Source organism: Clostridioides sp. ZZV14-6153 (assembly GCF_020657855.1).
In the GTDB taxonomy this organism is placed as follows: Bacteria; Bacillota; Clostridia; order Peptostreptococcales; family Peptostreptococcaceae; genus Clostridioides.
Genome location: NZ_JAGWCZ010000010.1, coordinates 46,371 through 70,238, shown reverse-complemented (window position 1 = coordinate 70,238; position 23,868 = coordinate 46,371). Strand labels below are relative to the sequence as shown.

The window sequence follows — 23,868 nt, the reverse complement described above, 5'->3', positions numbered from 1 at the left end:
AGTATTTAATTTTATATTTTATATAGAATCTGTTATTTAAGTTTATATTTCATATAGAATCTGTGTTAACTTTTCTTTATTCAATATTTTTATACACTTTTTACCAAGTTCTAAACAATTTTCATTTTGTAATGACTGCAATTCCCTATATAAAGATGCTCGACTTACACTAATTCTTTTACTTAACTCCTCCTTAGAACACTCTAATAGCACAGTGTCATTTTTACTAGCTTTTTCTAGTAAGTATTCAATAACTTTCTTTTTACTAGATTGTATATTTAAAAACTCTACCTTTCTAAGTAAAAATTGTATTTTTCTATTACAATATCTTGAATACTCTAAAGCAACAGCAATATCCAACTTCATCATATCTATAAAGCATTTTTTTGGATAAAAAACTACGTAAACATCACTTTTGCATTTTAGTACAGTATCTAAGGATTCTTCATCAAATATATTAGAAATTCCAAAAACATCTCCTTCCTTTAGAATAGACATGTTAACTTCAGTTCCATCACTTGATATACAATAGATGGATACTTGTCCTGTTTTGACTACACCTACATAATATTCTTTATCAAAAAAATCGCTTATAAATTGACCCTTTTTATAACTCTTTGCTTTTATCTTATCTTCTACAATGTATCTTTCAGAAAATAACTTACTATTTATTAGTACTTCCTTCTCATTCAAAGTCATCACCTTTTCTGATAAATATTCACTTTGATTGAAATAATATCATAGTATTTACCAAAATTCAATAATATTGATAATTATTTTCAATCAAGTTTATTTATTAATTGTCTCATTTGATACAGTTTTTAGTAGTTTTTAATGCTATCATATCTCTTAACAAAATATGAAAGGAGATTTTACATAAGCCATGAAAACTATATTAATTTCTGGTTCATCTTCTGTAGGGAAGACTGCTTTAATAAAACATTTAATTCCTTATCTGAAGTCTAATGGGCTTAACCCTTCAATATGTAAGATAGATTGTCTAGCTACTGATGATGATTTAATATATAAAAAATTGAATATACCTTATATTGTTGGACTTAGTAAAGATATATGTCCAGACCATTTTCTTATCTCAAACATAAACGAACTTATACTTTGGGCTAAAAATAAAAGTAGCGATATTTTACTAATAGAAACTGCTGGGCTTTGCAATAGGTGTTCACCTGCAACAAATAAAACACTCCACATATGTGTATGTGATTGTACATCTAGCTTTAAGACCCCTCAAAAACTAGGTCCAATGTTAAGTGAAAGTGATGCCATAGTTCTAAGTAAAATAGACATGGTATCGCAAGCAGAAAGAGAGATAATATCATTTAATATAAAAAAAATAAATCCTAATTCTAATATATTCTTTATAGATGGATTAGTTGGTTTTGGTGTAGAGCTAATTTCAAACTATATAAAAAGTGCTAATATTCCAAACAATGACGAACATTTATTAAGACATACAATGCCAAGTGGAGTATGTTCTTATTGTATTGGGGAATGTAGAATTGGTGATGAATTCCAACAAGGCATAGTTTCTAAAATGAATTTTAGAGGTGAATTTTAATGAAAAGTATAACCATATATCCTGGAAAAAACAAACTTGGGAATACAGAGAACTTTGAATCTCTAACTTTTTATAGAGGTCATATTTATTCTATTGTAGGTAATACTGGCTCTGGTAAAAGCAGGTTAATCAAAGATATAGAGCAGTTTGTCAATAAAGATTCTTTGACTAATCGAAAAGTAGTCATTGATAATATGGAAGTTGCTATTGAGGAAAGAAATAAATTTGCTACAAATCTAATTTCTCATCTTAGCCAAAACATGAGGTTTGTTCTTGATTCTACAGTTGAGGAATTTTTAGTTATACATAAAGAATGTAAAAACAATACTTCTGTCTCAATAAAAGAAGTATTAGATGTAGCAAACTCCATAACAGCAGAACCTATTTCCCTATCTCAAGACCTTACATCATTGAGTGGGGGACAGACACGTGCCTTGATGATTGCAGATGTTGCTCTCATTTCAAATAATCCTATTGTTTTGATAGATGAAATAGAGAATGCTGGAATAAATAAAAATGTTGCATTAGACATCTTATTAAAAAGTGATAAGCTGATTTTTATAGTTACTCATGACCCTCATACAGCACTTATAGCAGAGAAGCGTATAATAATGAAAAATGGTTCAATCTTCAAAGTAATCAATAAGACTAAAGAAGAAAAAGAAATCTTAGGGAAACTTAAAGATATATATGAATTTCAATTAGAATGTCAATATAAATTAAGAAAAGGAGAGACTCTTTATGAAAAATGTTAGGCTGTATTGGAGCAATATTTGTATACTTCATAAATATGAGAAAAACTATTTAGATAATTTAATTATGTCTTTAAAAGAGAAGGATATTAATTTAGAGGTAACTTATTTTGGTATAGGTTATCCTTACAAACTCAATGAGTATTTAAAAAAACCAGATGCTTTAATTCCTGATATTATAGTTTCTACAGATTTAGAAGTGTATGAAGACAAGAATATCTATTCAAAGTTTTCAAGTAAATTGTACTCGTTATCGAGCTATTTCAATATTAAAAGTGAGATTAAATCATCATCTATATATTTCGATGAAAGATTACTTCCATTTTTGGTTATACCATTAGTATTTTCTTATAACCAGAATTACAAGGGTTTAACAGATTCTATAAAAAACGTAATTGACGCTGATACAAAAACTGTCATTGGTGGTATAAATAACTCTGGTGCGAAATCTGTTGTTAAAGCTATATGGAGTAGATATGGAAAAGAGTACGTGGAGAGATTTTTATCTAATTCAATTATATTAGATATGCCAATACAATCATTTAATGATGTAAAAAATGGTTCGGATAGATTAGCAATAACTCCTAGTATATATGCAAAGCGTGCTAATAATAACGATTTATTTATGTCATACCCTGATGATGGAGCTATAGCATTACCATCTTATATTGCTGCAAGTAAATCATTAGATGAAAAAACTATGCTGGAGGTATTGGAATCTCTTGTATCTAAGGAGTTTTGTAATTCTTTTGTGAAGTCTGCATCATTGCTATCTTGTATTTATGATACTATAGATGATAGTCTTATTAAAAACAATCAATATAAGTTTTTATATCCTTCTAAAGAATGGTTAGATACAGTTACGACTGAAGAATTTTTTGAGGTTTATAATATGTATATATAATATATTTATTTTTATTTATTGTTTGTATATTATTGTTTGTGGATAATATTATTTTATGTTTATGGATAGATATTTGAATATTACAAGTAAGACGACAAATAAGATTATAAATAATTATAATGTGTTTTTTGTTTTTTTTACATAGCAATTATCATATAGATTAGGGGTTCTTAGGAACTCCTTTTCTGTTTTTTGTATAAAAAAGGAGATGATTCAACTTTTTATTTTGAGACATCCCCTTTTATCATGGTAAAATGAGAGTACAAGGTATTAATACAATACATATATAAAATAAAAAATAGATTAAAAATAGATTAATAAAAGGAGATTTGATGATATGAAAAACGAGATAGTAGTTATTGCTCCTTCTAAGTTATTTTCAGATACTGTATATGAAGTGCTTGAAGAACTACATATAAAAATTCCATCATACATTGCTACAGGTAAAGAAACTATAGAACTAGCAGATAACCTAATTAACTTAGGCACTAAAGTAATAATTACTCGTGGTCAAAATGTTGATTTATTGCGTAAGCATGTTTCAATTCCTATAGTAGATATTGGATATAAATATGAAGACATATTTTATTCGTACAAAAAAGCACTTAAATATTCCTCAAAAATAGGATTTATAGGTTTAGAATTATCATATAAAACGGCTAAGCGATTCAAAGAAATCTCCAATTTTGACTTAGAAATACCCAAGTTAAATTCTCTTTATGAGTTTGAAGATACAATAAAAGAATTAATTGATAATGGTACTGAAATTTTCATAGGTGGAAAAACAACAAAAGAAATCACCTCTAAATACAATAAGCCCTGTATAGAGACTGAAGTTGAAAAGTCTTCTATTCATGCATCTATTAATGAAGCAATTCATCTATATAACATAGGAATTGAAAAGAGAATAAATAACTCTATTACAGAAGAAATTCTAGAATGTACCCATAGTGGTATAATTGCAATTGATAAAAATCACTCACCACTTTTTATAAATAATCAAGCAAAAAGGCTACTATTTAACCAAGTTGATAAATTTATAAAAGATTATTTAACTTCTGGTGATATTTCGGATTCATTGAAAAATGGGCATTCTTTATGTAACAATATAATTAATTTTAAAGGGTCTTCTCTCACATTTGATTGTTTTCCAATTATAATTGATAGTTTGCATTTTGGATGTGTTGCAACTATACAAGATATCGAAAATATTCAATCAACAGAAAAAGAAATAAGAGAGAGTTTAATTTCAAAGTCTCATTGTGCAAAAAGCAATTTTAACGATATATTAGGTTCAAGTGATGCATTAATGCACTCAGTAAATATGGCTAAGAAATTTGCTAAATCTGATTCTACAATAATAATAACTGGCGAATCTGGTACTGGAAAAGAAATATTTGCTCAAAGTATACATAATTATAGCAATAGATTTAATGGACCTTTTGTGGCTATAAACTGTGCAGCTATACCTGAAAATATACTTGAAAGTGAACTATTCGGATATGTAAAGGGAGCTTTTACAGGTGCTAGAAATGAAGGGAAAGCAGGTGTCTTTGAATTGGCACATAATGGGACTATATTTTTAGACGAAATTGGAGAAATTTCTAAAGATGTCCAAGTCAAACTGCTTCGAGTATTGCAGGAGAGGGAAGTTACTAGAATAGGTGATACTAAAGTTGTACCTATTAATGTAAGAGTTATAACAGCTACCAATAAAAACTTAGTGGAGCAGATTGATAATAATAATTTTAGAGAAGATTTATTTTACAGACTTTGTGTGTTGAAGCTAGATTTACCTCCTCTTAGAGAGCGAAAAGAAGATATCGAACAACTGACATATGCTATTATATCTCATTATAACAAACCAGTGTCAATATCTGATTCTGCACTTAAAATTTTAAGTAGATATGACTTTCCTGGTAATATAAGACAATTAAAAAATATAGTAGAAAGACTAGTAGTTATGTGTGATGATAATTTTATAGATGAGTACTTAGTTTCTGAAATTTTAACTTCTGAGCCACATTTTCGAAAGGATATGAATTCAACATCCACAATAGATTATTCTCCTACTTTGGCAGATAATAAAATTGTAGATTATGAAAAAAAATTAATTCTTGAAACATTAGAGAAAAATAATGGAGTAAAATCTGTTACTGCAAGTCAGTTAGGTATCAGTACTACTACTCTTTGGCGTAAACTTAAAAAGTATCAACTTTCAAATTAAATATATGATAAATAAAATATTTATTAAATAAAATATTCATTGAATAAAATAAAAAATGGGGCTGTCTCAAAATAGAGATAAGCTTCTTTTTCATTGTTGAAATGATGAAAATATAGTTGATTTCATACAAAAAAGAGTGCCTCATGAACTAAAAAGTTCATTTTGAGACACATCCATTTTTATTTTAATATTTATATGTATAAATATTTTATAGACATAGAGTAGAAGTCATCTATTACTAAACTCTGTAAACATCATCTATAATTTGTACACCTTTTTTTTCTAATGTTTCTTTTACCCATTCTCTATTTGCAGTTCCTTCAGACGCTTTTACTACTTTAGCATGGTCTTGTTGAGCATTTGCTTCTGCTTTATCAATAAGGTCTGCTGCATCATTTTTAGGAATTACGATTACACCATCTTGGTCTCCTAATATTATATCTCCTGGATTAACAGCAATTCCTCCTATAGATATAGGTACATTTACTTCTCCAGGACCTTCTTTATATGGACCACCTGGAGTAGTTCCTGTAGCATATATTGGACAACTAGACTTTGATATAACATCAATATCTCTTATTGGACCATCTATTACAATTCCTGCTACCTTTTTGAAATCTGCAAGATATTTGTACATGATTTCTCCCATGATAGCTTGTGTTCTATCTCCATTATTAGATAGTATTATTATATCTCCTTCTTGAGCTATATTAAGAGCTTGATGAAGCATTAAATTATCTCCTGGTCTTGATTTTACTGTTAATGCAACTCCACACATTCTGTTTTTTGGTGAAGACATTAACTTTATTTCTGAACTTAATGCACTTGACCTACACATACAGTCTCCTACATTAGCTGCTGGTAATACACTAAATCTTTTTACAAGTTCTTTATCTGGTAAATCTCTTTTTAAATATACTCTATTTCCTATTGTCATTTTAAGTTCCTCCTAATAAGTGTTTGTTGTTTACTAATCATTGTATATAGTTGCATTGTCCCAATCTATTGATTTTACTGGCCAAGTAGGATTTTTACCTTCAAACACCTCATTAATTCCAATTGCAGAGTGTAAAGAGGCTCTATTAGTAGCTTCTTTAGTTGCTGCTCCTATATGAGGCGATACCACAACATTATCTAAATATAATATAGGGTTTTTAGAATCTACTGGTTCTTGTTGTAATACATCCAAGCCAGCACCTGCTATAATATTATCTCTACATGCTTCATATAAAGCTTGTTCATCTACAACACTTCCTCTTGCTGCATTTATAAAAAATGCTGTTTCCTTCATCATACTAAACTGTTCTTTTCCTATAAAATGTTTAGTGACAGAAGTTGTTGGACAGTGAACAGAAACAAAATCACTTTCTTTATATATTTTGCTTATATCTCTAGTTACTTCTACACCTTGTGGGAAGTCTTTAGATGATTTATATGGGTCATATGCAACCACTTTCATATTGAATCCATCCATACACATCTTAGCAACTCTTGAACCTATGTTTCCACATCCAATAATTCCTACAGTTTTTCCATCAAGCTCACATTTAGGAGTTCTTAATTTAGCTTTATAATAGTCATCTATAAAACTTTTTCTTACTCTTGTATAATTTCTAGAGCAATATAACATATACATTAGTGTTACCTCTGCAACAGAAGTACTATTTGCTACTGGACAATACAATACTTGAACACCAAATTCTTTTGCAGCCTCCAAATCTACAGTATCAAATCCTGCACCATGACGTACTATTACTTTTAAGTTATCAGCAGCTTCAAATACCTCTCTCGTTATTTTAGATAACCTAACTATAATTGCATCAATACCTTTTATATCATTTATTATATCTTTAGTCTCCATGCCTGAACCAGTTATTAGTTCATGTCCTCTACTTTCTAAGTAATCTCTTCCTTCTTGCATTATTTCTTGTGGTAATAATATTTTCCAACCCATTTTTTTCCTCCTAATTAATTTTCATATATGTAATCTGGGGCACAATATACTATAAATCCATTTTTAATTGTCATTTCTGTTTTTAATAATTTATCTGCCTCGAATTTACTACCTTTCCAATCTGTATAAGTTTGTTTAACATCCATAATGTCAAATATTGCTACATCTGCATTTGAACCCTCTGATAAACATCCTATTTGATTTTCCATTTTCATAAGTTTAGCTGGATTTTGTGTTGTCATTTTTACAACATCATATAGACTTATTCCCATACACATGTATCTAGACATAAGATTTGGTAGAGAGAATATAGGTCTTCTAAACATGCTTTCTAACACCAAATCTGTACTACAAATATCAGCTATAAATCCTTGTTCTTTTGCTTTTAGCATGACTTCAAAATCACCATGTTTTCTACCTTCTCCTGTGTCAAATATGATTCCTCTTTCTCTTGCTTTCTTTACACATTCATATAAATTGCCATTTGAGTCGAGGATAGTGTTTTGAACACCTTGATATACATGTTCAAATATGTCTCCTGGTCTTAATATATTTAATACTTCCTCTGTAGGAACTGGTAAATTTGTACAATGTACCTCAACAGGGCATCCTATTTTTTCAGCTATTTTAATAGTTTCTTTTAATGGCTCTATTCCTAGACCTTCTACTAAATTTTCACTTAATCTTATTTTTAGACCTAATATATTGTCTTTATTTTCATTGTATATTCGTTCTATTTTTTCATGATTAAAATACCTTGGGTCAATGCATTCATGATAGCTAGTAGTTACTAATCCTGCTGAACAAACTTGCAAGAAACTTTTTATATTTACTTTACTTCTAGCCACAATTGAAGACTTAAAGAGTTGGTAGTTTGCTACCCCTGCTGAACAATCAATTGCACTAGTAACACCAGTTGGAAGATAGGTGCTATCTGGATATATACCAATTTCAGTTCCATCTGCAAACATATGAGCATGTGCATCAATCAACCCTGGAAAAACAAATTTACCTCTTGCATCTATTGTGTGTTTTGCATTATCGCCATGTTTATATTCAGTTATTTTTCCATTGTATATAGCAATTGTTTTATTCCCATTTACATTATTTTTAGGGTCTACTACATGTCCATTTACAATAAGTAAATCTAGCATAATTATTCATCTCCAGTATATAAATTTAATGTGTACTTACCATAATCCAATTACTTTCCAGTAAGGTAAGCCTATTACTAAGAATATTGCTAATGCAACCATTACCATGATAGTACCTACTTTCCAGAAATCTTTTTGAGATACATATCCTGATGCAAAGGCTATAAGACCAGCTCCATTTCCATAATGAGTCAATAAAGCTCCATAACTTGCAAAGAATGCTAGTAATAATGTAACTACCATCGGATTTGCTTTAGTAGATAAAACTATTGCAAATAGTACAGGATAAAAAGATGCTACAAATGCACTATTTGATACAAAGAAGTATCTAACTGCCAAACTCACTAACAATAGTACTATTGTAACTAATAATCCATTTACATCTGATAGATTAAGTACTGTACCTAATTTATCAGCCAGCCAATTGTAAAAACCTGCATCAGCTAACGAACCAGCAATACCATAAAAGGCACCATACCATATAAATACATTCCATGCTCCTTTAGCTCCAATAACATCGTCCCAATCTAAAATACCTGCTATAAGAACTAATGCTAAGAACACAAATCCTACTACTTGCATATTTAAGTTTACAAAAGGTATTTTTTCACCAAACATCCATCCAAGAATTGCAAGAATAAAGAATACAACTAGTATCTTTTCATGTTTTGTAATAGCACCTAATGAATCTAAATCTTTTCTTATCTGTGGCTTAATATCTGTTAAGTGAGTTAAACCTGGCTTATATATTTTATAGACTATAAGTGGTGCTACTAGTAAGAATAAACCTGCTGGTACAACTGATGCCATAAACCAAGTTCCCCAAGTTAAGTTAACACCTAACATACTTGCTGCCAAAGAAACTGTTATCGCATTAGTTGCCATACCTGTCAAAAATAATGCTGCTGTACCTTGAGAGACTACATATGTTAATACTGTTAAATATGCACCCAATTTTTTAGGCTCATCATCAGGCCTAGAACCTGCACCTTCTGCGATATTTCTAAATATAGGATATATAATAGTTGTTCTAGAGGCATTTGACCCTGTAGCAGGACTAAGTATTAAATCACTTATCATCATTAAGTATCCAAGTCCTAGAGTAGAATCTCCTGCTCTTAGTAAAAGGTTGTATGCCATACGTTTTCCTAGTCCTGTCTTTACAAATGCTGTACAGACAATAGTTACAACAACTAAAAACCAAGTCATTTTATCCGAATATCCATGAAGTAGTATTGACTCATCCATAAACATAAGGGCTACACCTACAATGATTAATGTAATTATTGGCTCTTTAAATGGTTTAATAACAAGACCTGCCAGTAAACCTAGATATAAAGCAACGATATCCCAAGTTTCTTTCTTTAATCCTTGTGGTGTAGGTAAGCTCCATACAATTATCGGTATAGCAGCAACAAGTAAGAATTTCATCAACTGTTTTTTATTCATTTTCTTCTCCTTATTTAATTTTAGATTTATACTAAATTATAAAAGCACGAAATATGCCAACTTTTTAGATTAATAATATTTTATTTGTTTTTTTATGTTATTTATTGTAATTTGACTGTTAATCAAATTACTTTAATACAATTTTATGAAAATATTTTGTTGTTATTTAATAAAGTGATATTATATTTCTTTATTTTACATTTCAAATAGAAAAATAATATTCTAATTTGAAATATAGTGTTTCATATTGAAATGCAATGTTTGAATTGCTAATGCAAGAATGAAAAATATATCTTGAATTAAATATTCAGAATGATGTCTTATGATTATTGACTAAAATAAGAAATTTATCATAGATTTAGTTACATGGATAATTGCATATATATGATGAATTTAATGTTTGTTGATGAATTTAATGTCTGTTGATTATTTTGGGGAATATATTATTGATTATCTCTAGGAATATATAAATAGAGATAAGATGTGTATTTATAGGTGACTCTAAAATACATATAAATCAGAAATAGAGATGTTAAATGATAGAGGTGTTAAATGATAGAGGTGTTAAATGATAGGGATGTTAAACAATAGTATTATGAATAAACATATATTCTCATGTTTTTATGAAATGGATAGAGAAGCTTCAGATAAAGTCGCAAGTAAACTATATAAGGATTAATCATAAGATGAATGTTTTTAAAACACTGTAAACGAAAGTAAAGCATCGTTTTTTATAGATATTTAAATATAATCTAAATGTCTTTTCATAAGATAGTAAGATTAGATGTATTTAAATAAAAAAATGAATCTAATAAAATATTAAGCTATAATATATGATATTCAATTTTTTGTATAAAAAGGGAGATGATTTAAATTTTTATTTTGAGTCATCCCCTTATAATGTTAAAGAACGAAGTCTATCTTTATCCAACACTTTTATACCACCACGAGATAGAGATACAAGACCTTCACTAGCAAAATATTTCAACATTCTCGACACAACTTCTCTCGCACTTCCCATATACTTAGCAATTTGTTCATGAGTCATATTTACAGTACTATTATTGTTCTTAGTTATTTCATCAACTAAAAAAGATGCCAAACGCTTATCAAAACTCATAAAAAGGATTTGTTGCATTGCCCACATAACATCAGAAAAACGTTCAGTGGCTAGTTTATACGAGAACAATTCTGCATGAATATTTTCTGTAGATAATTTTGAGAAAACAGAAGAACTAATTTGTATAATGTCACAATCTGTCTCAGCATCTACATAGACATCAAAAGTTATTGTATTTAGAATACATGATGCTGATAATATACATACATCACCACTATCAAGACGGAAAAGTGTTACCTCACGCCCTTCATCTGAAAGTATGTATGTGCGTATTGTTCCAGACTTTATAATCAAAACACCAACACAATCACTATCACCACTATGAATTGAGTTTCCTTTTTCAAAGTGGGATATATTGGCTGAAGAGATTAATAAACTTTTTTGTGAATCAGTGAGTTTATCCCAAAAAGATAAACTTTGTGTAAGTATATCAATATCGTTTTGTAAAATCATAGGATATCTCCTTTCCTAAAATAATTATAATCCCATAATACAAGTGAATAGATAAAATAACAAGTAGTTTGAGAAAAAGGATTGTATAACTGTATATTAATAGTATGATTTATGTAAAAAAGATATGTTAATATATATTATTAGCTGTTAGCAAGTAGATTAAGCAATATAAATAGGTAAGTTAATCACCTTCAGCAAGAATATGATAAAATAATGAATAGCAGAAAGATTATTTTAATAATCTTGAAGTAAAAGAAATAGTAAAATACCAAGAATTTTATATACTGGGAGGTTGAAATTATGGAACGACTTATAACGGAATGTTATGATTTTATAAAGGATTGCAATTTGACTTATGCTTTCTGTGGTGGTTATGCACTCGAATTATTTACAAATATAAAGAAACGCAATCATTCAGATGTTGATATAACTCTATTTGATGAAGATAGAAAAGCCATAATTGACTATATTTTAAGCAAAGGATGGGATGTCTATGAGCATCTGCATTCGGAAAATTCTTTAAGGAAAATTACTGATTCAAGTGATAAAAATGCGCTAAATTGTTTATATATATGGGCGATAAAACCCAAATGTTCATTTTTCAAAATTGAGCCAAAACCTTCTGAAGAGAATATATTTAATTTTGAAATTTTAGACAAAGAACAAAAAAACTTTGATTTTATTGATATTATCTTTAATACAAGAAAAGATGAAAAATTTATTTGTAATGGTGAAAAAAACATACTTAGAGAGCTTGATAAAGCAATACTATATCATAATAATATACCATTCTTAGCACCAGAAGTGATCCTATTTATTATTGCTAATCCGGCATATCTTGAATCTGATTATCATAGAGAAAAAAACAACATTGATTTTGAAACTACTGCACATTTGTTATCAAAAGAAAGCATGGATTGGCTTATAAATTCGATTGAAAAAACATATCCTGAAGGGAATAAGCGTCTTGATGAATTAAAGACTTTACAACAAAGATTATGATTATACCCTTATAACGAACTTAAACAACACAACTGAGTAAATTCTGGATAGCTTATACAAGAGCACCTGTTGACTATAGTTGACTATAAAAGTTGATAGGTGCTCTACTGAGTGACAATCTACAATTAAATATGCCATTTATCATATAAAATCTGATGTTTTAGACTAAATCCTAAATAGCGGATTTTTTTGTTTCAACAAACAAAAACACCTCTCATGGATGTAAATGGAATATATCTTATGGTAGCAGGCTCATGTAACTCATGTATAATAATAGGTTTTTAACAAGAGCATATCTTTAATAATAATAGATTTGTGTAACTAGAACATATCTTTAATAATAATAGGTTTGTATAACTAGAACATATCTTTAATAATAATAGATTTATATAACAATAGCATATCTTTAATAATAATAATAGATTTGTGTAACTAGAACATATCTTTAATAATAATAGATTTGTGTAACTAGAACATATACTTAATAATAATAATTTGTATAACTAGATATATCTTAAATTATATTTATTTAGAAGAGATAGAGTTTATTTTTAAAATATGAAGCTCTTTATGTAGTTTTATCGCCATAAAACCTGCGATTATTGCAGCCATAAAATCAGCTATTGGTTGTGCATATAAAATACCATTTAATCCCCAAAATATAGGAATAATTAAAATTATAGGAATAAAACATATCCCCTGTCTACACATACCCAATAATCCACCTTCCTTTGCTTTTCCTAGTGCAAGGAATAATGTAGAATACACTGTATAAAAACCAAACAACATAAATGAAAATCCATTTGCCCTAAGAGCCTTACTACCATTTTCAATCAATAACGCATCACCACTTGTAAATTGTGAAATTATAGCTGTTGGAAAAAGCACCATTACAAGACCAAGCACTACACAAAATAGAGTGGTCCATTCTATAGATGTTTTTATTGCTTTATGTAATCTATCATAATTCTTTGAACCAAAATTATAACCAGCAATTGGTTGGAATCCTTTTATAAAACCAAATACGATAAGACTACCCAAAGACATTATTCGTGTTACTGCACCCATTCCAGCTATCACAGAATCACCATATTTTGTAGCTTCCATATTAGTTAATGTAATAGCGAGACTAGTCAATAACTGAAATATTAAAGTAGGAACACCAATCTTTAATATTTCTGACATGATTTCACTTGAAAAGCAACATTCTTTAATTCTAAAACTAAACATGCTTTTCTTACTAAAAATGTACCCTATATAGACAAGTGTTGAAATCATCTGAGAAAGAGCAGTTGCAAGAGCTGCACCCTTTACACCCATTCCCAAAGTATAAATGAATATCGGGTCTAAAACTATATTAAGTAATGCACCTAATAACATAGCGCACATAGTTGTTTTAGCTGCTCCTTCACTTGTGACAATATTAGTCATAATGACATTAAATACATTAAAAATAGATGACATGACATAGATACTAGCATAAGACATTGCATAAGGCATGATACTTTTTGTAGCTCCTAATAATTTTAAAACGGGGTTAAGAAGAATCATAATGACAATAATAAATAATATACCTACTATTATACTACTGTAAATGGCTGTACTAGCCACTTTACCTGCTTTTTCCTTATCTCCATGTCCTAAAAGTCTGGCAATATAGGAAGCGGCTCCATTTCCAAACAATAATCCTAATCCCACAATAATTTGACCTAGTGGAAATGCAACAGATATAGCACCCATTTGACTTGTTCCAAGACCACCCACAAAGTATGCATCTACTAAATTGTACAATGCAGTTATCATCATACCTATCATAGTAGGTAATCCCATAGATAACAATGCTTTCGGTATTGGGGCAGACCCTAATAATTCAATTTTTTTGTTGCTTTCTTTCATGCTAAACACTCCCTTTCTATTGACATTAGCTCTAAAATATAATACTATAATTTATAGTAATACAGAAAATGCTACTATAATTTATAGTATTTGTCAATAGAGAGAAAACGAGAGGAGAATTTTTATGGCAACAATAGATTTAATTGTACTTGGCATAGTAAAGCAACAGCCTCAGAGTGCTTATGATATACAGAAAGTGGTGGAATATAGAAATATATCACGTTGGGTTAAAATCAGTACACCATCAATTTATAAGAAGGTAATTCAGTTAGAAGAAAAAGGTTATATTCAAAGTACAGTTGTAAGAGAGGGGAGAATGCCAGAAAAGGCAATTTACTCTTTAACAGAATTAGGTGAAAAGCATTTTTTAGATTTAATGTTTGATACAGCTTCAAAGCCAGTAAATATTTTTCTGGATTTCAATGCTGTAATAGTAAATTTATACAGTCTTACACCAGAAAAGCAAAAACTGTGCTTGAGTAGTATTGAAGAAAACATACAAGTATTAAAGTCGTATATTGAGGAAAATATAAATACAAAATCGAATGTACCAGAAACAGGGAAGGCTATTCTAGACCAGCAATTGGTCTTAACTCAAACGTTAGAAACATGGGTGAATTCCTTAAAGAATATTATAGATGCTGATAGTAAAAGAGGTTAATAATGATTAAAAGTATACCAGCAAAACAAATTTTACAGAAAGTTAAATTTGACAACTCAAGATGGTTTGGGATTGATTATAATATGAATCTCTACCGTGGTTGTCCTCATGGTTGTATTTATTGTGACAGTCGTAGCACAGTATACAACATAGAAAATTTTGACCAAGTGAGATATAAGGAAAATGTGATAGAAACTCTAAAAAAGGAGTTACATTCAAAGCGAAAAAAAGGAGTTGTCGGTATTGGAGCCATGTCTGATACATACAATCCTTTTGAAAAAGACCTTTGCATTACTCAACAAGCATTGAATTTAATTTCAGAAAATCATTTTGGAGTATCTATTGATACAAAAAGTAGTTTGGTAGTTAGAGATATACTAATTTTGAAAGAAATAACAAGAAATAATTCTGCCATTGTCAAAGTGACTATAACCACTGCAAATGACGAATTAGCAAAGAAAATAGAACCTAATGTGAGTCTAAGTTCTGAACGATTTGAAGCAGTAAAACAGCTTAATGATGCTGGAATATTTTGTGGGATATTATTGACACCTTTGATACCATTTTTGACTGACAATGAGAATGAGATAAGAGCAATTGTTGAAAAAGCACATAAGGCTAATGCAAAGTTTATCTATTGTATGTATGGAATGACAATGCGTAATGGTCAAAGAGAGTTTTTTTATAAGCATTTAAAGAATATATCGCAAAAACTAGTATTTCAGTATCAAAAGACATATGGACTAAATTATGTATGTCCTAGCTTGAATGGAAAGAGATGTGAACAAGTACTAAAAAAAGAATGTGGTCGTTATGGTATTTTGACAGAGATGAAAGACATTATAGAAGCCTATAAGAAATCAGATACATATACACAATTAAAGTTTTTTTAACCTATAAGTTGTAATTACTCTTGATTCTTCTAAAAATGTATTCTATTATCAATTTAGTATTAAAAACTAAAAAGGATTAAATACAATAAAACCAGATAGTAAAACTAGATAGTAATAATCATTCAGTGTTCTAATTGTATTATCATTTAGTTATGTTTATCAAAAACATAAAAGAAATATATGCTGAAAAGAGGAGATATATATGATAGAAATAAAAACTATAGATAAAAATAAAAAAGGTCATATTGACCTTTTGTTGTTGGCTGACCCATATGAGGTAATGATTGATAAGTATCTTGATGAAGGCACTATGTATGCTTTGTATGATAATGATGAACTCACTTGTATAGCAGTTGTAAATGAAATTTCTAAAGAAACATGTGAATTAAAAAATATTGCTACATATGAACATTTTCAAAATAGGGGCTACGCATCAAAGGTGATAAATCATATTTTAGATGTTTATAGTGAAAAGTATCCATCAATGATTGTGGGTACAGCTGAAAGTGGAATCCCGTTTTATGAGAAATTTGGATTTGTTTATTCACATAAGGTTAAAAACTTTTTTATAGATAATTATCCAGAGCCAATTTTTGAAGGGGAATCTCAATGTGTGGATATGCTGTATTTAGAACATAAATCAAAAGCCTATTGTTAATCAAATGTTTGTACACTTAATAAAATCATATTTTGATAAATATTACTTCCAAAATAGAAAGGAAAGGATTTAGATTTCCATTGATGCTATAATACAAAAAGAGAAGCAAAAATTATTATAAAATCATGTTTTAGCAACAAATTACATGAGTGCAACTTGAAGTTGACAATGTGCATTTCTTAAAATATAGAATTTAACATAATAGTTTGATAATATTTGGATATCAAATCACAGGAGGTAATAATATATGAATTTTGGTGAAAAATTATTTAAGTTGAGAAAAGAAAAAGGGCTATCACAGGAAGCAATTGCAGAACAAATCGGAACAACAAGACAGGCGGTTAGTAAGTGGGAAAACAATCAAGGATTTCCTGAAACAGAAAAACTTTTACTACTATCTAATATCTTTGAAGTATCAATTGATTTTTTATTAAAAGATGAGAAATCAATAAAAGGAACAAATGAAAAGGGATATTATGTAAGCAAGGAAGTGGCAAGAGGTTATCTTATCAATGAGAAAAGAGAATGTAAATATTTGGGTTTATGTTTTTTGTTTTGGGCATTAGCAGGTATTCCTTATGTAATGCTTCCAACTCATACAAGTTGGCGTATTTTAGGAATAGCAGTGTGTGTTGTTTTAGGTATTGGTGTTGTTATACTTGGGATGTTTACAGAACAAGAAGATTATAAAATCTTGAGAAAAGAGCCATTGTTATTTGATTATGAGTTTTTGAAAGAATTATCAAAGGAATATATTTCAATCAAGAAAAAATACAAGTTAGTTGCTATTCCAAGTACATTTTTGTTTGTAGTTGGTATTCTTATTATTGCGGTAACAGCTAGAGGGTACATTGAATGGACAGAATATCATTCACTTGTATTTTTGGGATTGGCAGTTGGTATTTTTGGTTTCGTACAATCTATTGGGATTATGGATGCATATGAGCTGTTGGTAAAAAACGAACAGTACTGTGACCGATTTATCTTTAAAGTAAAGAGAAAATTAAAGAATAAAATTGATAGGTTCTAAAAATAAATTTTTAAAGGTAGGAACTAGTTAGGGCAAAATATTAATTGTGAAATTTACAGAGACAAGATAAAAGGTCACAGATAAAACAGAAAAATGCGTGATAAGTATGAGTAATTATTATGATACTTTATTTTATGATTGTTTTATAAAAGTTAGAAGAGAGAAAAAATATAAAAAGGTCAAATTGACTAAATAAATATAATATATATAGCATAACTTAAGAATAATATGAATAATGGAACTTAAACGTAATACGCATAATATAACTTAATCATAATACGCATAATATAACTTAATCATAATACACATAGTATAAATTGAATATTAATATAACTATAGAGAACTTAATATAGTTATATTAAATATTTAAAGTGAATGAATATCATTCATTGACATAAAGAACTACCTGTGATATACTGTGAACAATATAAGAAAGGAGGAGTTTAGATATGACAGATATAAAAGAAAAATCAAGAAAAACATTTAATAATCAAGCGGATATCTATGACCAAGACATAAAGGGGCAACATGCAAGAAAGCTTTATCCAGTCTTACTTAAAACACTTTCAGATATTTCATATGATACTATTTTAGATTTAGGGTGTGGAACAGGAGCAGTATTACAAGCTATTTTAAATGAAGATTGTAGGAAAAAGGCTTATGGAATTGATATTTCTGAGAATATGTTAGATATAGCAAAAAATAAATTAAAAGAGAATGCTACCTTAGTTTTAGGAGATTCAGAGTATTTGCCATTTGAAAATGAATTTTTTGATGTTGTATATTGTAATGATTCTTTTCATCATTATCCTAAACCCGATAAGGTATTGTCAGAGGTTTGTAGGGTATTAAAGTCAAAAGGAACCCTGATAATTTGTGACTGTTGGCAACCATTTTTATTTAGACATATAATGAATGTTTTCATAAAGTACAGCAAAGATGGAGATGTAAAAATGTACTCAGAAAAAGAAATATGTAAATTGTTATCTGTAGATTTTAGAAATATTACATGGAAGAAAGTGAATCATACTTCATATATTGTAACTGTTAAAAAATAGAAACTAATATAAAAAGACAAATAAAAATAAAGAAAAAGGCAGAAAAAGATAAAAATACAAAGCAAAAAAATAAAACTAAAAACATAAAGAGAAAGCGAAATATAAACATAAAAAATATTACATATAATACTCTATCCTGTTGTAAATTTTTAACTCAAAACTTCTTTAAATCTCAAGTATTTTTTTAAATTATCTATTGAATGAAATTCATTCACAAAGGGACGTATATAGATACAAAACTAGATTTTATTACAGGGAAAACTGTGAAGATAGTATTTTCTTGACTTTATTCAGATATTTAAAAATCTGCTTCAAAGAAATAACAAAGTTGTTTTGTCCAATTTGATTTGATACTATTAGCTTGCAAACCAATCAGATTTGATAGAAAATAAAATTATAATTACATTATGCACGATATTTTTTATTGGCTAAGTGATTGAAATAATAACTAAAAAGGTAATAGTAGCTTATCTAAGGAGGAAAATATTATGGTAGATTCTAACCAAATGACTTTTCAGGAAGTAGCTAATACTCTTAAAGAATTGGGTATTCATGGCATTACAGATGAAGCAATTAAACATCTTGAAGATACTTGGAACATCATGCCATCAGAGGTATTAGATTCAATGAATAAAACAGCCATGCTTTTAACCATTCTTGGCAGGGGTTCTTACGATTACAATACTGGGATATGGATACCTAAATCTTCTCAAGTATACAGTTTTGATGTAGAAGGACATGATATGTATACCATATTTTTGCAAGGAATTTTATCTATTAATAACAATGAATTTGAAATCACACAAATTGTAGAAGACACAAGCCAAGTAGATTTCAATCAAGGAACTGGCATGCAGACAATAAGTTTTTACTACAATAGTAATCCGTATATGTGTGAAGTAGAAGTTAATTATGACTGGTTTAATGAAAAAATGCTATATTTTATGAATGAAGTTTTTGAAAAAGAAAAAAATATCAAACAGTTATTTTTCATGGGAGATGGTTATCAGGAGTGTATTGTTTTTTACTGTACAGAAGAATGGGCTCAGCTTTTTAATAAGAAAACGGGTTGCACATTGTATAATAAAGAATAATATCAATCGTATTAGCTTTAAATATTTATATAATATATCTAATAATCAATCGTGAGTAATAAGATTTTTAGTAGGAATAATCTTATTGTAATATATTATAAATAAGCTCTAATATAAAATGTTACTGATAGAGTGTCTTATTTGTGATTCTTAAAAATCATGGATAACATGCTCTATTTTATTTTAAAAAATACAAGTTTGGACAATAATAAATATAAGAGAAAATAAAGCTAATTTTAACCAATAAAACCTTAAATTACATTTGTAAATAATACAAAAAATAGGAGGTAAGGATGTAAAAAGCAAGATTAATCAATAAATAATTGATATAATAAAAGAAAGTGGTGTTGGGATGAAATATGGCTTAGAAATTGGAAAAACTGCAAAAGAGTATAGAAGAACCATAGTTGAAGAAAAAGATAGAGAATGGACAAGTAAAATAAATGATATATTAAAAAAAGATATTTTTTCTAATGAGGAGCTAGACAAACTTAGAAATCTAATTCCAAAAGAAATATTAACAGATGAAAATATTGGTCAAGTTATAACAGAAGATGGTTATGCTAAACCTGAATATGATGAAGTATTTAAATCACTATTTACCTTACATAATGACTATGATTTACTATCAAATTTCATAAATGATATTATAAAATATGCTTCAAATGCCAATAAAAACATTAAGCCATTTACACAAATCAAGAAGATAATCAGAGTTGAAACTGACCCAACTATTAATTATATTGGCGAGAAAAGACCTAGATTAGACATTTTAGCCGAGGATGAAGAAAAGAATCATATAAATATTGAAATGCAAAGAGCCCTTGAAGATGACTATGGAGAAAGAGCTGAGTATTACTTAAATCTTGTACATGGAAAGAAATTAGAAGAAGGCAAGAAATATAAAGATATTGGAAAAACTATTGGAATACATATACTAAATCATGTAAAATATAGGCAAATAGATGATTATGTAAATTGTATGAGATTAACTATGGATGGTCATCCAGAGATTTATTCAAAGAAAACAGTGCTGTATTTTGTAGAGCTTCCTAAGATTAATAGACATGATAACATAGTAGATAGAATTATATTATGGGGAAAACTTATCAATAATCCTTCTAACTTGGATGTCAGGGTTATAGCTAAGAATGATACTATTGTTAAAAAGGCATTAGATAGGTTAAAGGAATTAGGTAGTAATGAAGAATATTTATTAAATCTGAAAAGAGGTGCTTACATTATGGATAGAAGTAGAAGTTTTAGAGAAGAAGTTTTAAGAGAGGGAATAGAAATAGGAAAAAATGAAACAACTTTACAAATAAATCGTAAATTTATCATAAGGTTGAAAGACAAGGGACATAGTCTAAAGGAAATTTATGAACTAGTTGATTTGAGTAAGAATGAGATTGAAGAAATTTATAATCAAAATTAATAATTAAAAAAATATTGGTTATTTAGCTGTTATTTTCTTTATATATAATATATAAATGTATATAAAAGGTTGTGAATAGATTTTTATAAAATAAATTTATTTACAAGCCTTCTAATATATAAAACTATAAAGGTTAGATTAATATTTATATAAAAATTGGGATGATTTTAATATGAAAAATAAATTTAAATAGAATGAAAAATTATTTTTGAATAATGCTTCCAAAAATGTTCAATTGAATATATAATGTAATTATAAAAGCAAGATATTTTTATAGTAGTGGTTAATTCTCTAATGAGGAGGGTGTAAAATGGCTAGTATGATTATGGAAGTTGTAGGAGCATTATTTATAGTAATTGGATTGATTTTGACAGTTGTTGAGATAAAAGGAAATTTCCCTTCTTTTTATGGTTTTGGTCAGAATGCTATAGGTAAAAATGCTATAGGAATTATAGTAGCAGGAGTAGCATTAATTTTCTTTAGAAATGGTATAGACAGTATAGATTCTATAGCTACTTATGGTATATTTTTAGCGATAGAACTTGTTGTAATCTCTGCATATTTCTTAATAAGAAAAAAGTTTTGTAGAGAAGATAAAAATTTAAGAGTTAATTAATAAAGTTGTCTACTATAAAATTAGAAAATTCAAAAAATAAAAGATTGCTTTTAATTATTTAAAATTCAAGAAACTATATTCTATACAAAACAGAATGTGGTTTCTTTTTTTAGTCATGTGGCACTATTAAGCACTTTTCGATAGATTTCCAATAACTATCATAAAGGTTTTTTTGTGCAATTCCATAATTTTCTTTCGTGTCAAACTCCCAATAAAGCATATACTTAACGCTTTTTACAATGCGAGTAAGTTTGGGAGGAGGAAGCCCCTCTTTAATTTGTTCTAAGTCTATGTGATACTCTCTTTTGGTAAATCGAAGTAAAAGTAACCCCTCTTGCTTTTCTAAAAAACTCTTAACTTCAAGCATAAGCGTTTCAAACTCGTCCACCTTTTGTGGCTTGACTTGATAAACACATATTTCAGTAAATGGCATATTAAATTCCCCCTTAACATAGTTCAATTTTATCATAAGGAATATGACATAAATATATTACATTATTCTATATTCTATTTATTTATGTGAAAATTCGAAATTATATAATATATTTTACAATATCTTTTCTTATTTTAGATTTTGAATTTTCTTTTATTTATTTAGATGCTCATAGACCTTCTGCTATTCTAATTCCAAAATCATTATTTTTTACAAAACTTTCAAAATCCATTTTGAGATAACCCCTTTTTTATTTGCACAAATAGAGATAAAACCCAAAGAATATATAAAAAAATTCATTATAACAAAAAATTAAACAAAAATAGTGTTGACCTTTGTGTTGCACAAAGATATAGAATTCTAATCAAAGGGAAATGGTTTTTAATAGAAAAAGTTTTAATCAAAAACAAATCATACAAAGGAGAAATTATTATGAAAAATGAAAGTATAAGAGAAAATATGTCAGTATTTGGAGAGGTAATACAACCGTATGAAATTCAAGATTTCCTTAGGTTAATTAATTTAACAAAAACAGCATTTAGCCAAGAACTTAGCAAAATAGAAATAATGCCAGGCGGGCTTACAAATAAAAACTTTAAGCTTGAGATTGAAGATGGCACTCAAATAGCAATGCGTGTGGCAGGAGTAGGGACAGCAGGATATATAAATCGTCCAGCAGAAAAGCACAATGCTTCTTTAATGTCATGTCTTGGAATAGCTCCAGAAATATATTACTATGACCCAAAAACAGGTTCACAACTTTGTGAATTTATAAAATCAGATACAATGCATGCAGAGGATTTTATAAATAATTCAGATGTAGTTATGAAATCAGCAGAAATTATGAGAAAATACCACGATAGTGGAATGGAGTTTAAAAGTGTATTTAATCCAATAGCTAAGATGAAAGAGTACTTACAAATACTTAAAGAAAATGGATTTGATAAGAGATATGATGGATGGGATAGTATAACAGAAAAAGTAGATATAATAGAAATTGCTTATCAAAATAACCCACAAAAATTAGTTCCTTGTCACAATGATACACTAGCAGAAAACTTTATGTATGATGGAAAAGTTATGCGTGTAATAGACTGGGAATACGGTGGAACAAATGATAGATTTTACGATATGGCATGTGTGTGCGTAGAAAATCCTCTTCCAAAAGATAAAGAAGAGCTTTATGTAAGAACATACTTTGGTGGAGAACCAACAGAAGAACAAAGAGCAAGATTACTTACAAGTAAGTTTTTAGTTAATGCACATTGGTCTTTATGGTCATTAGTTCAAATAACATATGGTAAAGACCATGACTTCTATTGGGAATATGGAAGAACTCGTGCAGCTGATTGTATAGAATTTATGAAGGATGAAAACTTTGACCATTACTTAGATATAATAAATGACCCTAACTTTACAGAATCTGTAGAGACACTAGCATAAGAAGTATTTATTAGCATAAGAAATATAATAAAAATTAAGTAATAAAGAGCTGATTAATGT

At 28.5% G+C, this 23,868-nt stretch carries 22 protein-coding genes; 14 read left to right on the top strand and 8 right to left on the bottom strand.

Annotation, left to right across the window (positions count from 1 at the left end; all coding sequences use genetic code 11):
• Nucleotides 1–42: 42 nt before the first annotated feature.
• The gene (locus KGF46_RS12935) at nt 43–693 is read right to left on the bottom strand and encodes a Crp/Fnr family transcriptional regulator (protein ID WP_227828756.1); all 651 of its coding nucleotides are present in this window, start codon (nt 691–693) and stop codon (nt 43–45) included.
• 190 nt (nt 694–883) lie between these two features.
• On the opposite strand from KGF46_RS12935, the gene KGF46_RS12930 reads away from it, so the two are divergent.
• The 4 genes from KGF46_RS12930 to KGF46_RS12915 all read left to right on the top strand — a co-directional run bounded on the left by KGF46_RS12930 (nt 884) and on the right by KGF46_RS12915 (nt 5,459).
• A complete protein-coding gene (locus KGF46_RS12930) occupies nt 884–1,576 on the top strand; it encodes a GTP-binding protein (RefSeq protein ID WP_227862023.1) in 693 nt (230 codons plus the stop codon).
• Nucleotides 1,576–2,331 carry an ATP-binding cassette domain-containing protein gene (locus KGF46_RS12925; protein ID WP_227839180.1) on the top strand — a complete coding sequence of 252 codons (756 nt, stop codon included), beginning with the start codon at nt 1,576–1,578 and terminating at the stop codon, nt 2,329–2,331. The genes KGF46_RS12930 and KGF46_RS12925 overlap by 1 nt, the downstream gene beginning before the upstream one ends.
• Nucleotides 2,318–3,232 (top strand): hypothetical protein, encoded by a 915-nt coding sequence (locus KGF46_RS12920; RefSeq protein WP_227828753.1) that lies wholly within the window; start codon nt 2,318–2,320, stop codon nt 3,230–3,232. The genes KGF46_RS12925 and KGF46_RS12920 overlap by 14 nt, the downstream gene beginning before the upstream one ends.
• A 337-nt stretch (nt 3,233–3,569) precedes the next feature.
• Nucleotides 3,570–5,459 (top strand): sigma 54-interacting transcriptional regulator, encoded by a 1,890-nt coding sequence (locus KGF46_RS12915; RefSeq protein ID WP_227828752.1) that lies wholly within the window; start codon nt 3,570–3,572, stop codon nt 5,457–5,459.
• 238 nt (nt 5,460–5,697) lie between these two features.
• On the opposite strand, the gene KGF46_RS12910 is transcribed toward KGF46_RS12915, so the two are convergent.
• The 5 genes from KGF46_RS12910 to KGF46_RS12890 all read right to left on the bottom strand — a co-directional run bounded on the left by KGF46_RS12910 (nt 5,698) and on the right by KGF46_RS12890 (nt 11,589).
• On the bottom strand, nt 5,698–6,396 hold the full coding sequence (locus KGF46_RS12910) for an RraA family protein (protein WP_227828751.1): 699 nt from the start codon (nt 6,394–6,396) through the stop codon (nt 5,698–5,700).
• Between the two features lie 33 nt (nt 6,397–6,429).
• On the bottom strand, nt 6,430–7,413 hold the full coding sequence (locus KGF46_RS12905) for a hydroxyacid dehydrogenase (protein ID WP_227828750.1): 984 nt from the start codon (nt 7,411–7,413) through the stop codon (nt 6,430–6,432).
• Nucleotides 7,414–7,427: 14 nt separating this feature from the next.
• Nucleotides 7,428–8,567, bottom strand: coding sequence for an amidohydrolase family protein (locus tag KGF46_RS12900; protein WP_227839185.1), 1,140 nt, complete (start codon nt 8,565–8,567; stop codon nt 7,428–7,430).
• A gap of 36 nt (nt 8,568–8,603) precedes the next feature.
• Complete coding sequence (locus KGF46_RS12895) at nt 8,604–10,016, bottom strand: DASS family sodium-coupled anion symporter (RefSeq protein ID WP_227862022.1); 1,413 nt, start codon at nt 10,014–10,016, stop codon at nt 8,604–8,606.
• Between the two features lie 895 nt (nt 10,017–10,911).
• Nucleotides 10,912–11,589 carry a Crp/Fnr family transcriptional regulator gene (locus KGF46_RS12890; protein ID WP_227862021.1) on the bottom strand — a complete coding sequence of 226 codons (678 nt, stop codon included), beginning with the start codon at nt 11,587–11,589 and terminating at the stop codon, nt 10,912–10,914.
• 300 nt (nt 11,590–11,889) lie between these two features.
• Here KGF46_RS12890 and KGF46_RS12885 point away from each other — a divergent pair, with 300 nt between their 5' ends.
• Entirely contained in the window at nt 11,890–12,591 is a 702-nt protein-coding gene (locus KGF46_RS12885; RefSeq protein ID WP_227862020.1) for a hypothetical protein, read from the top strand.
• A gap of 525 nt (nt 12,592–13,116) precedes the next feature.
• On the opposite strand, the gene KGF46_RS12880 is transcribed toward KGF46_RS12885, so the two are convergent.
• On the bottom strand, nt 13,117–14,487 hold the full coding sequence (locus KGF46_RS12880) for an MATE family efflux transporter (RefSeq protein WP_227862019.1): 1,371 nt from the start codon (nt 14,485–14,487) through the stop codon (nt 13,117–13,119).
• Between the two features lie 124 nt (nt 14,488–14,611).
• On the opposite strand from KGF46_RS12880, the gene KGF46_RS12875 reads away from it, so the two are divergent.
• The 8 genes from KGF46_RS12875 to KGF46_RS12840 all read left to right on the top strand — a co-directional run bounded on the left by KGF46_RS12875 (nt 14,612) and on the right by KGF46_RS12840 (nt 21,932).
• Nucleotides 14,612–15,148: a PadR family transcriptional regulator gene (locus tag KGF46_RS12875; protein ID WP_227828744.1), complete on the top strand. Its 537-nt coding sequence runs from the start codon at nt 14,612–14,614 to the stop codon at nt 15,146–15,148.
• A gap of 2 nt (nt 15,149–15,150) precedes the next feature.
• Nucleotides 15,151–16,041, top strand: coding sequence for an SPL family radical SAM protein (locus KGF46_RS12870; protein ID WP_227828743.1), 891 nt, complete (start codon nt 15,151–15,153; stop codon nt 16,039–16,041).
• A 202-nt stretch (nt 16,042–16,243) separates the two neighbouring features.
• Nucleotides 16,244–16,699, top strand: a complete 456-nt coding sequence (locus KGF46_RS12865) for a GNAT family N-acetyltransferase (RefSeq protein ID WP_227839190.1) — start codon at nt 16,244–16,246, stop codon at nt 16,697–16,699.
• A gap of 247 nt (nt 16,700–16,946) precedes the next feature.
• On the top strand, nt 16,947–17,729 hold the full coding sequence (locus KGF46_RS12860; RefSeq protein ID WP_227862018.1) for a helix-turn-helix domain-containing protein: 783 nt from the start codon (nt 16,947–16,949) through the stop codon (nt 17,727–17,729).
• Between the two features lie 449 nt (nt 17,730–18,178).
• Nucleotides 18,179–18,787 carry a class I SAM-dependent methyltransferase gene (locus tag KGF46_RS12855; RefSeq protein WP_227862017.1) on the top strand — a complete coding sequence of 203 codons (609 nt, stop codon included), beginning with the start codon at nt 18,179–18,181 and terminating at the stop codon, nt 18,785–18,787.
• Between the two features lie 488 nt (nt 18,788–19,275).
• Entirely contained in the window at nt 19,276–19,881 is a 606-nt protein-coding gene (locus KGF46_RS12850) for a hypothetical protein (RefSeq protein ID WP_227828739.1), read from the top strand.
• A 352-nt stretch (nt 19,882–20,233) separates the two neighbouring features.
• Nucleotides 20,234–21,316, top strand: coding sequence for an Rpn family recombination-promoting nuclease/putative transposase (locus KGF46_RS12845; RefSeq protein ID WP_227862016.1), 1,083 nt, complete (start codon nt 20,234–20,236; stop codon nt 21,314–21,316).
• 310 nt (nt 21,317–21,626) lie between these two features.
• Complete coding sequence (locus KGF46_RS12840) at nt 21,627–21,932, top strand: hypothetical protein (RefSeq protein WP_227828737.1); 306 nt, start codon at nt 21,627–21,629, stop codon at nt 21,930–21,932.
• Between the two features lie 109 nt (nt 21,933–22,041).
• Here the strand turns inward: KGF46_RS12840 and KGF46_RS12835 are convergent, their stop codons facing one another.
• A complete protein-coding gene (locus KGF46_RS12835) occupies nt 22,042–22,365 on the bottom strand; it encodes a hypothetical protein (protein WP_227828736.1) in 324 nt (107 codons plus the stop codon).
• Between the two features lie 432 nt (nt 22,366–22,797).
• Between KGF46_RS12835 and KGF46_RS12830 the strand changes: the two genes are divergently transcribed.
• The gene (locus KGF46_RS12830; RefSeq protein WP_227828735.1) at nt 22,798–23,808 is read left to right on the top strand and encodes a choline/ethanolamine kinase family protein; all 1,011 of its coding nucleotides are present in this window, start codon (nt 22,798–22,800) and stop codon (nt 23,806–23,808) included.
• The last annotated feature ends 60 nt before the right edge of the window (nt 23,809–23,868 follow it).

Excerpts from the sequence above, each read along its gene's own strand:
- KGF46_RS12930 (WP_227862023.1), top strand. The coding sequence starts at position 884 with ATGAAAACTATATTAATTTCTGGTTCATCTTCTGTAGGGAAGACTGCT.
- KGF46_RS12925 (WP_227839180.1), top strand. The coding sequence starts at position 1,576 with ATGAAAAGTATAACCATATATCCTGGAAAAAACAAACTTGGGAATACA.
- KGF46_RS12920 (WP_227828753.1), top strand. The coding sequence starts at position 2,318 with ATGAAAAATGTTAGGCTGTATTGGAGCAATATTTGTATACTTCATAAA.
- KGF46_RS12915 (WP_227828752.1), top strand. The coding sequence starts at position 3,570 with ATGAAAAACGAGATAGTAGTTATTGCTCCTTCTAAGTTATTTTCAGAT.
- KGF46_RS12910 (WP_227828751.1), bottom strand. The coding sequence starts at position 6,396 with ATGACAATAGGAAATAGAGTATATTTAAAAAGAGATTTACCAGATAAA.
- KGF46_RS12905 (WP_227828750.1), bottom strand. The coding sequence starts at position 7,413 with ATGGGTTGGAAAATATTATTACCACAAGAAATAATGCAAGAAGGAAGA.
- KGF46_RS12900 (WP_227839185.1), bottom strand. The coding sequence starts at position 8,567 with ATGCTAGATTTACTTATTGTAAATGGACATGTAGTAGACCCTAAAAAT.
- KGF46_RS12895 (WP_227862022.1), bottom strand. The coding sequence starts at position 10,016 with ATGAATAAAAAACAGTTGATGAAATTCTTACTTGTTGCTGCTATACCG.
- KGF46_RS12890 (WP_227862021.1), bottom strand. The coding sequence starts at position 11,589 with ATGATTTTACAAAACGATATTGATATACTTACACAAAGTTTATCTTTT.
- KGF46_RS12885 (WP_227862020.1), top strand. The coding sequence starts at position 11,890 with ATGGAACGACTTATAACGGAATGTTATGATTTTATAAAGGATTGCAAT.
- KGF46_RS12880 (WP_227862019.1), bottom strand. The coding sequence starts at position 14,487 with ATGAAAGAAAGCAACAAAAAAATTGAATTATTAGGGTCTGCCCCAATA.
- KGF46_RS12875 (WP_227828744.1), top strand. The coding sequence starts at position 14,612 with ATGGCAACAATAGATTTAATTGTACTTGGCATAGTAAAGCAACAGCCT.
- KGF46_RS12870 (WP_227828743.1), top strand. The coding sequence starts at position 15,151 with ATGATTAAAAGTATACCAGCAAAACAAATTTTACAGAAAGTTAAATTT.
- KGF46_RS12865 (WP_227839190.1), top strand. The coding sequence starts at position 16,244 with ATGATAGAAATAAAAACTATAGATAAAAATAAAAAAGGTCATATTGAC.
- KGF46_RS12860 (WP_227862018.1), top strand. The coding sequence starts at position 16,947 with ATGAATTTTGGTGAAAAATTATTTAAGTTGAGAAAAGAAAAAGGGCTA.
- KGF46_RS12855 (WP_227862017.1), top strand. The coding sequence starts at position 18,179 with ATGACAGATATAAAAGAAAAATCAAGAAAAACATTTAATAATCAAGCG.
- KGF46_RS12850 (WP_227828739.1), top strand. The coding sequence starts at position 19,276 with ATGGTAGATTCTAACCAAATGACTTTTCAGGAAGTAGCTAATACTCTT.
- KGF46_RS12845 (WP_227862016.1), top strand. The coding sequence starts at position 20,234 with ATGAAATATGGCTTAGAAATTGGAAAAACTGCAAAAGAGTATAGAAGA.
- KGF46_RS12840 (WP_227828737.1), top strand. The coding sequence starts at position 21,627 with ATGGCTAGTATGATTATGGAAGTTGTAGGAGCATTATTTATAGTAATT.
- KGF46_RS12835 (WP_227828736.1), bottom strand. The coding sequence starts at position 22,365 with ATGCCATTTACTGAAATATGTGTTTATCAAGTCAAGCCACAAAAGGTG.
- KGF46_RS12830 (WP_227828735.1), top strand. The coding sequence starts at position 22,798 with ATGAAAAATGAAAGTATAAGAGAAAATATGTCAGTATTTGGAGAGGTA.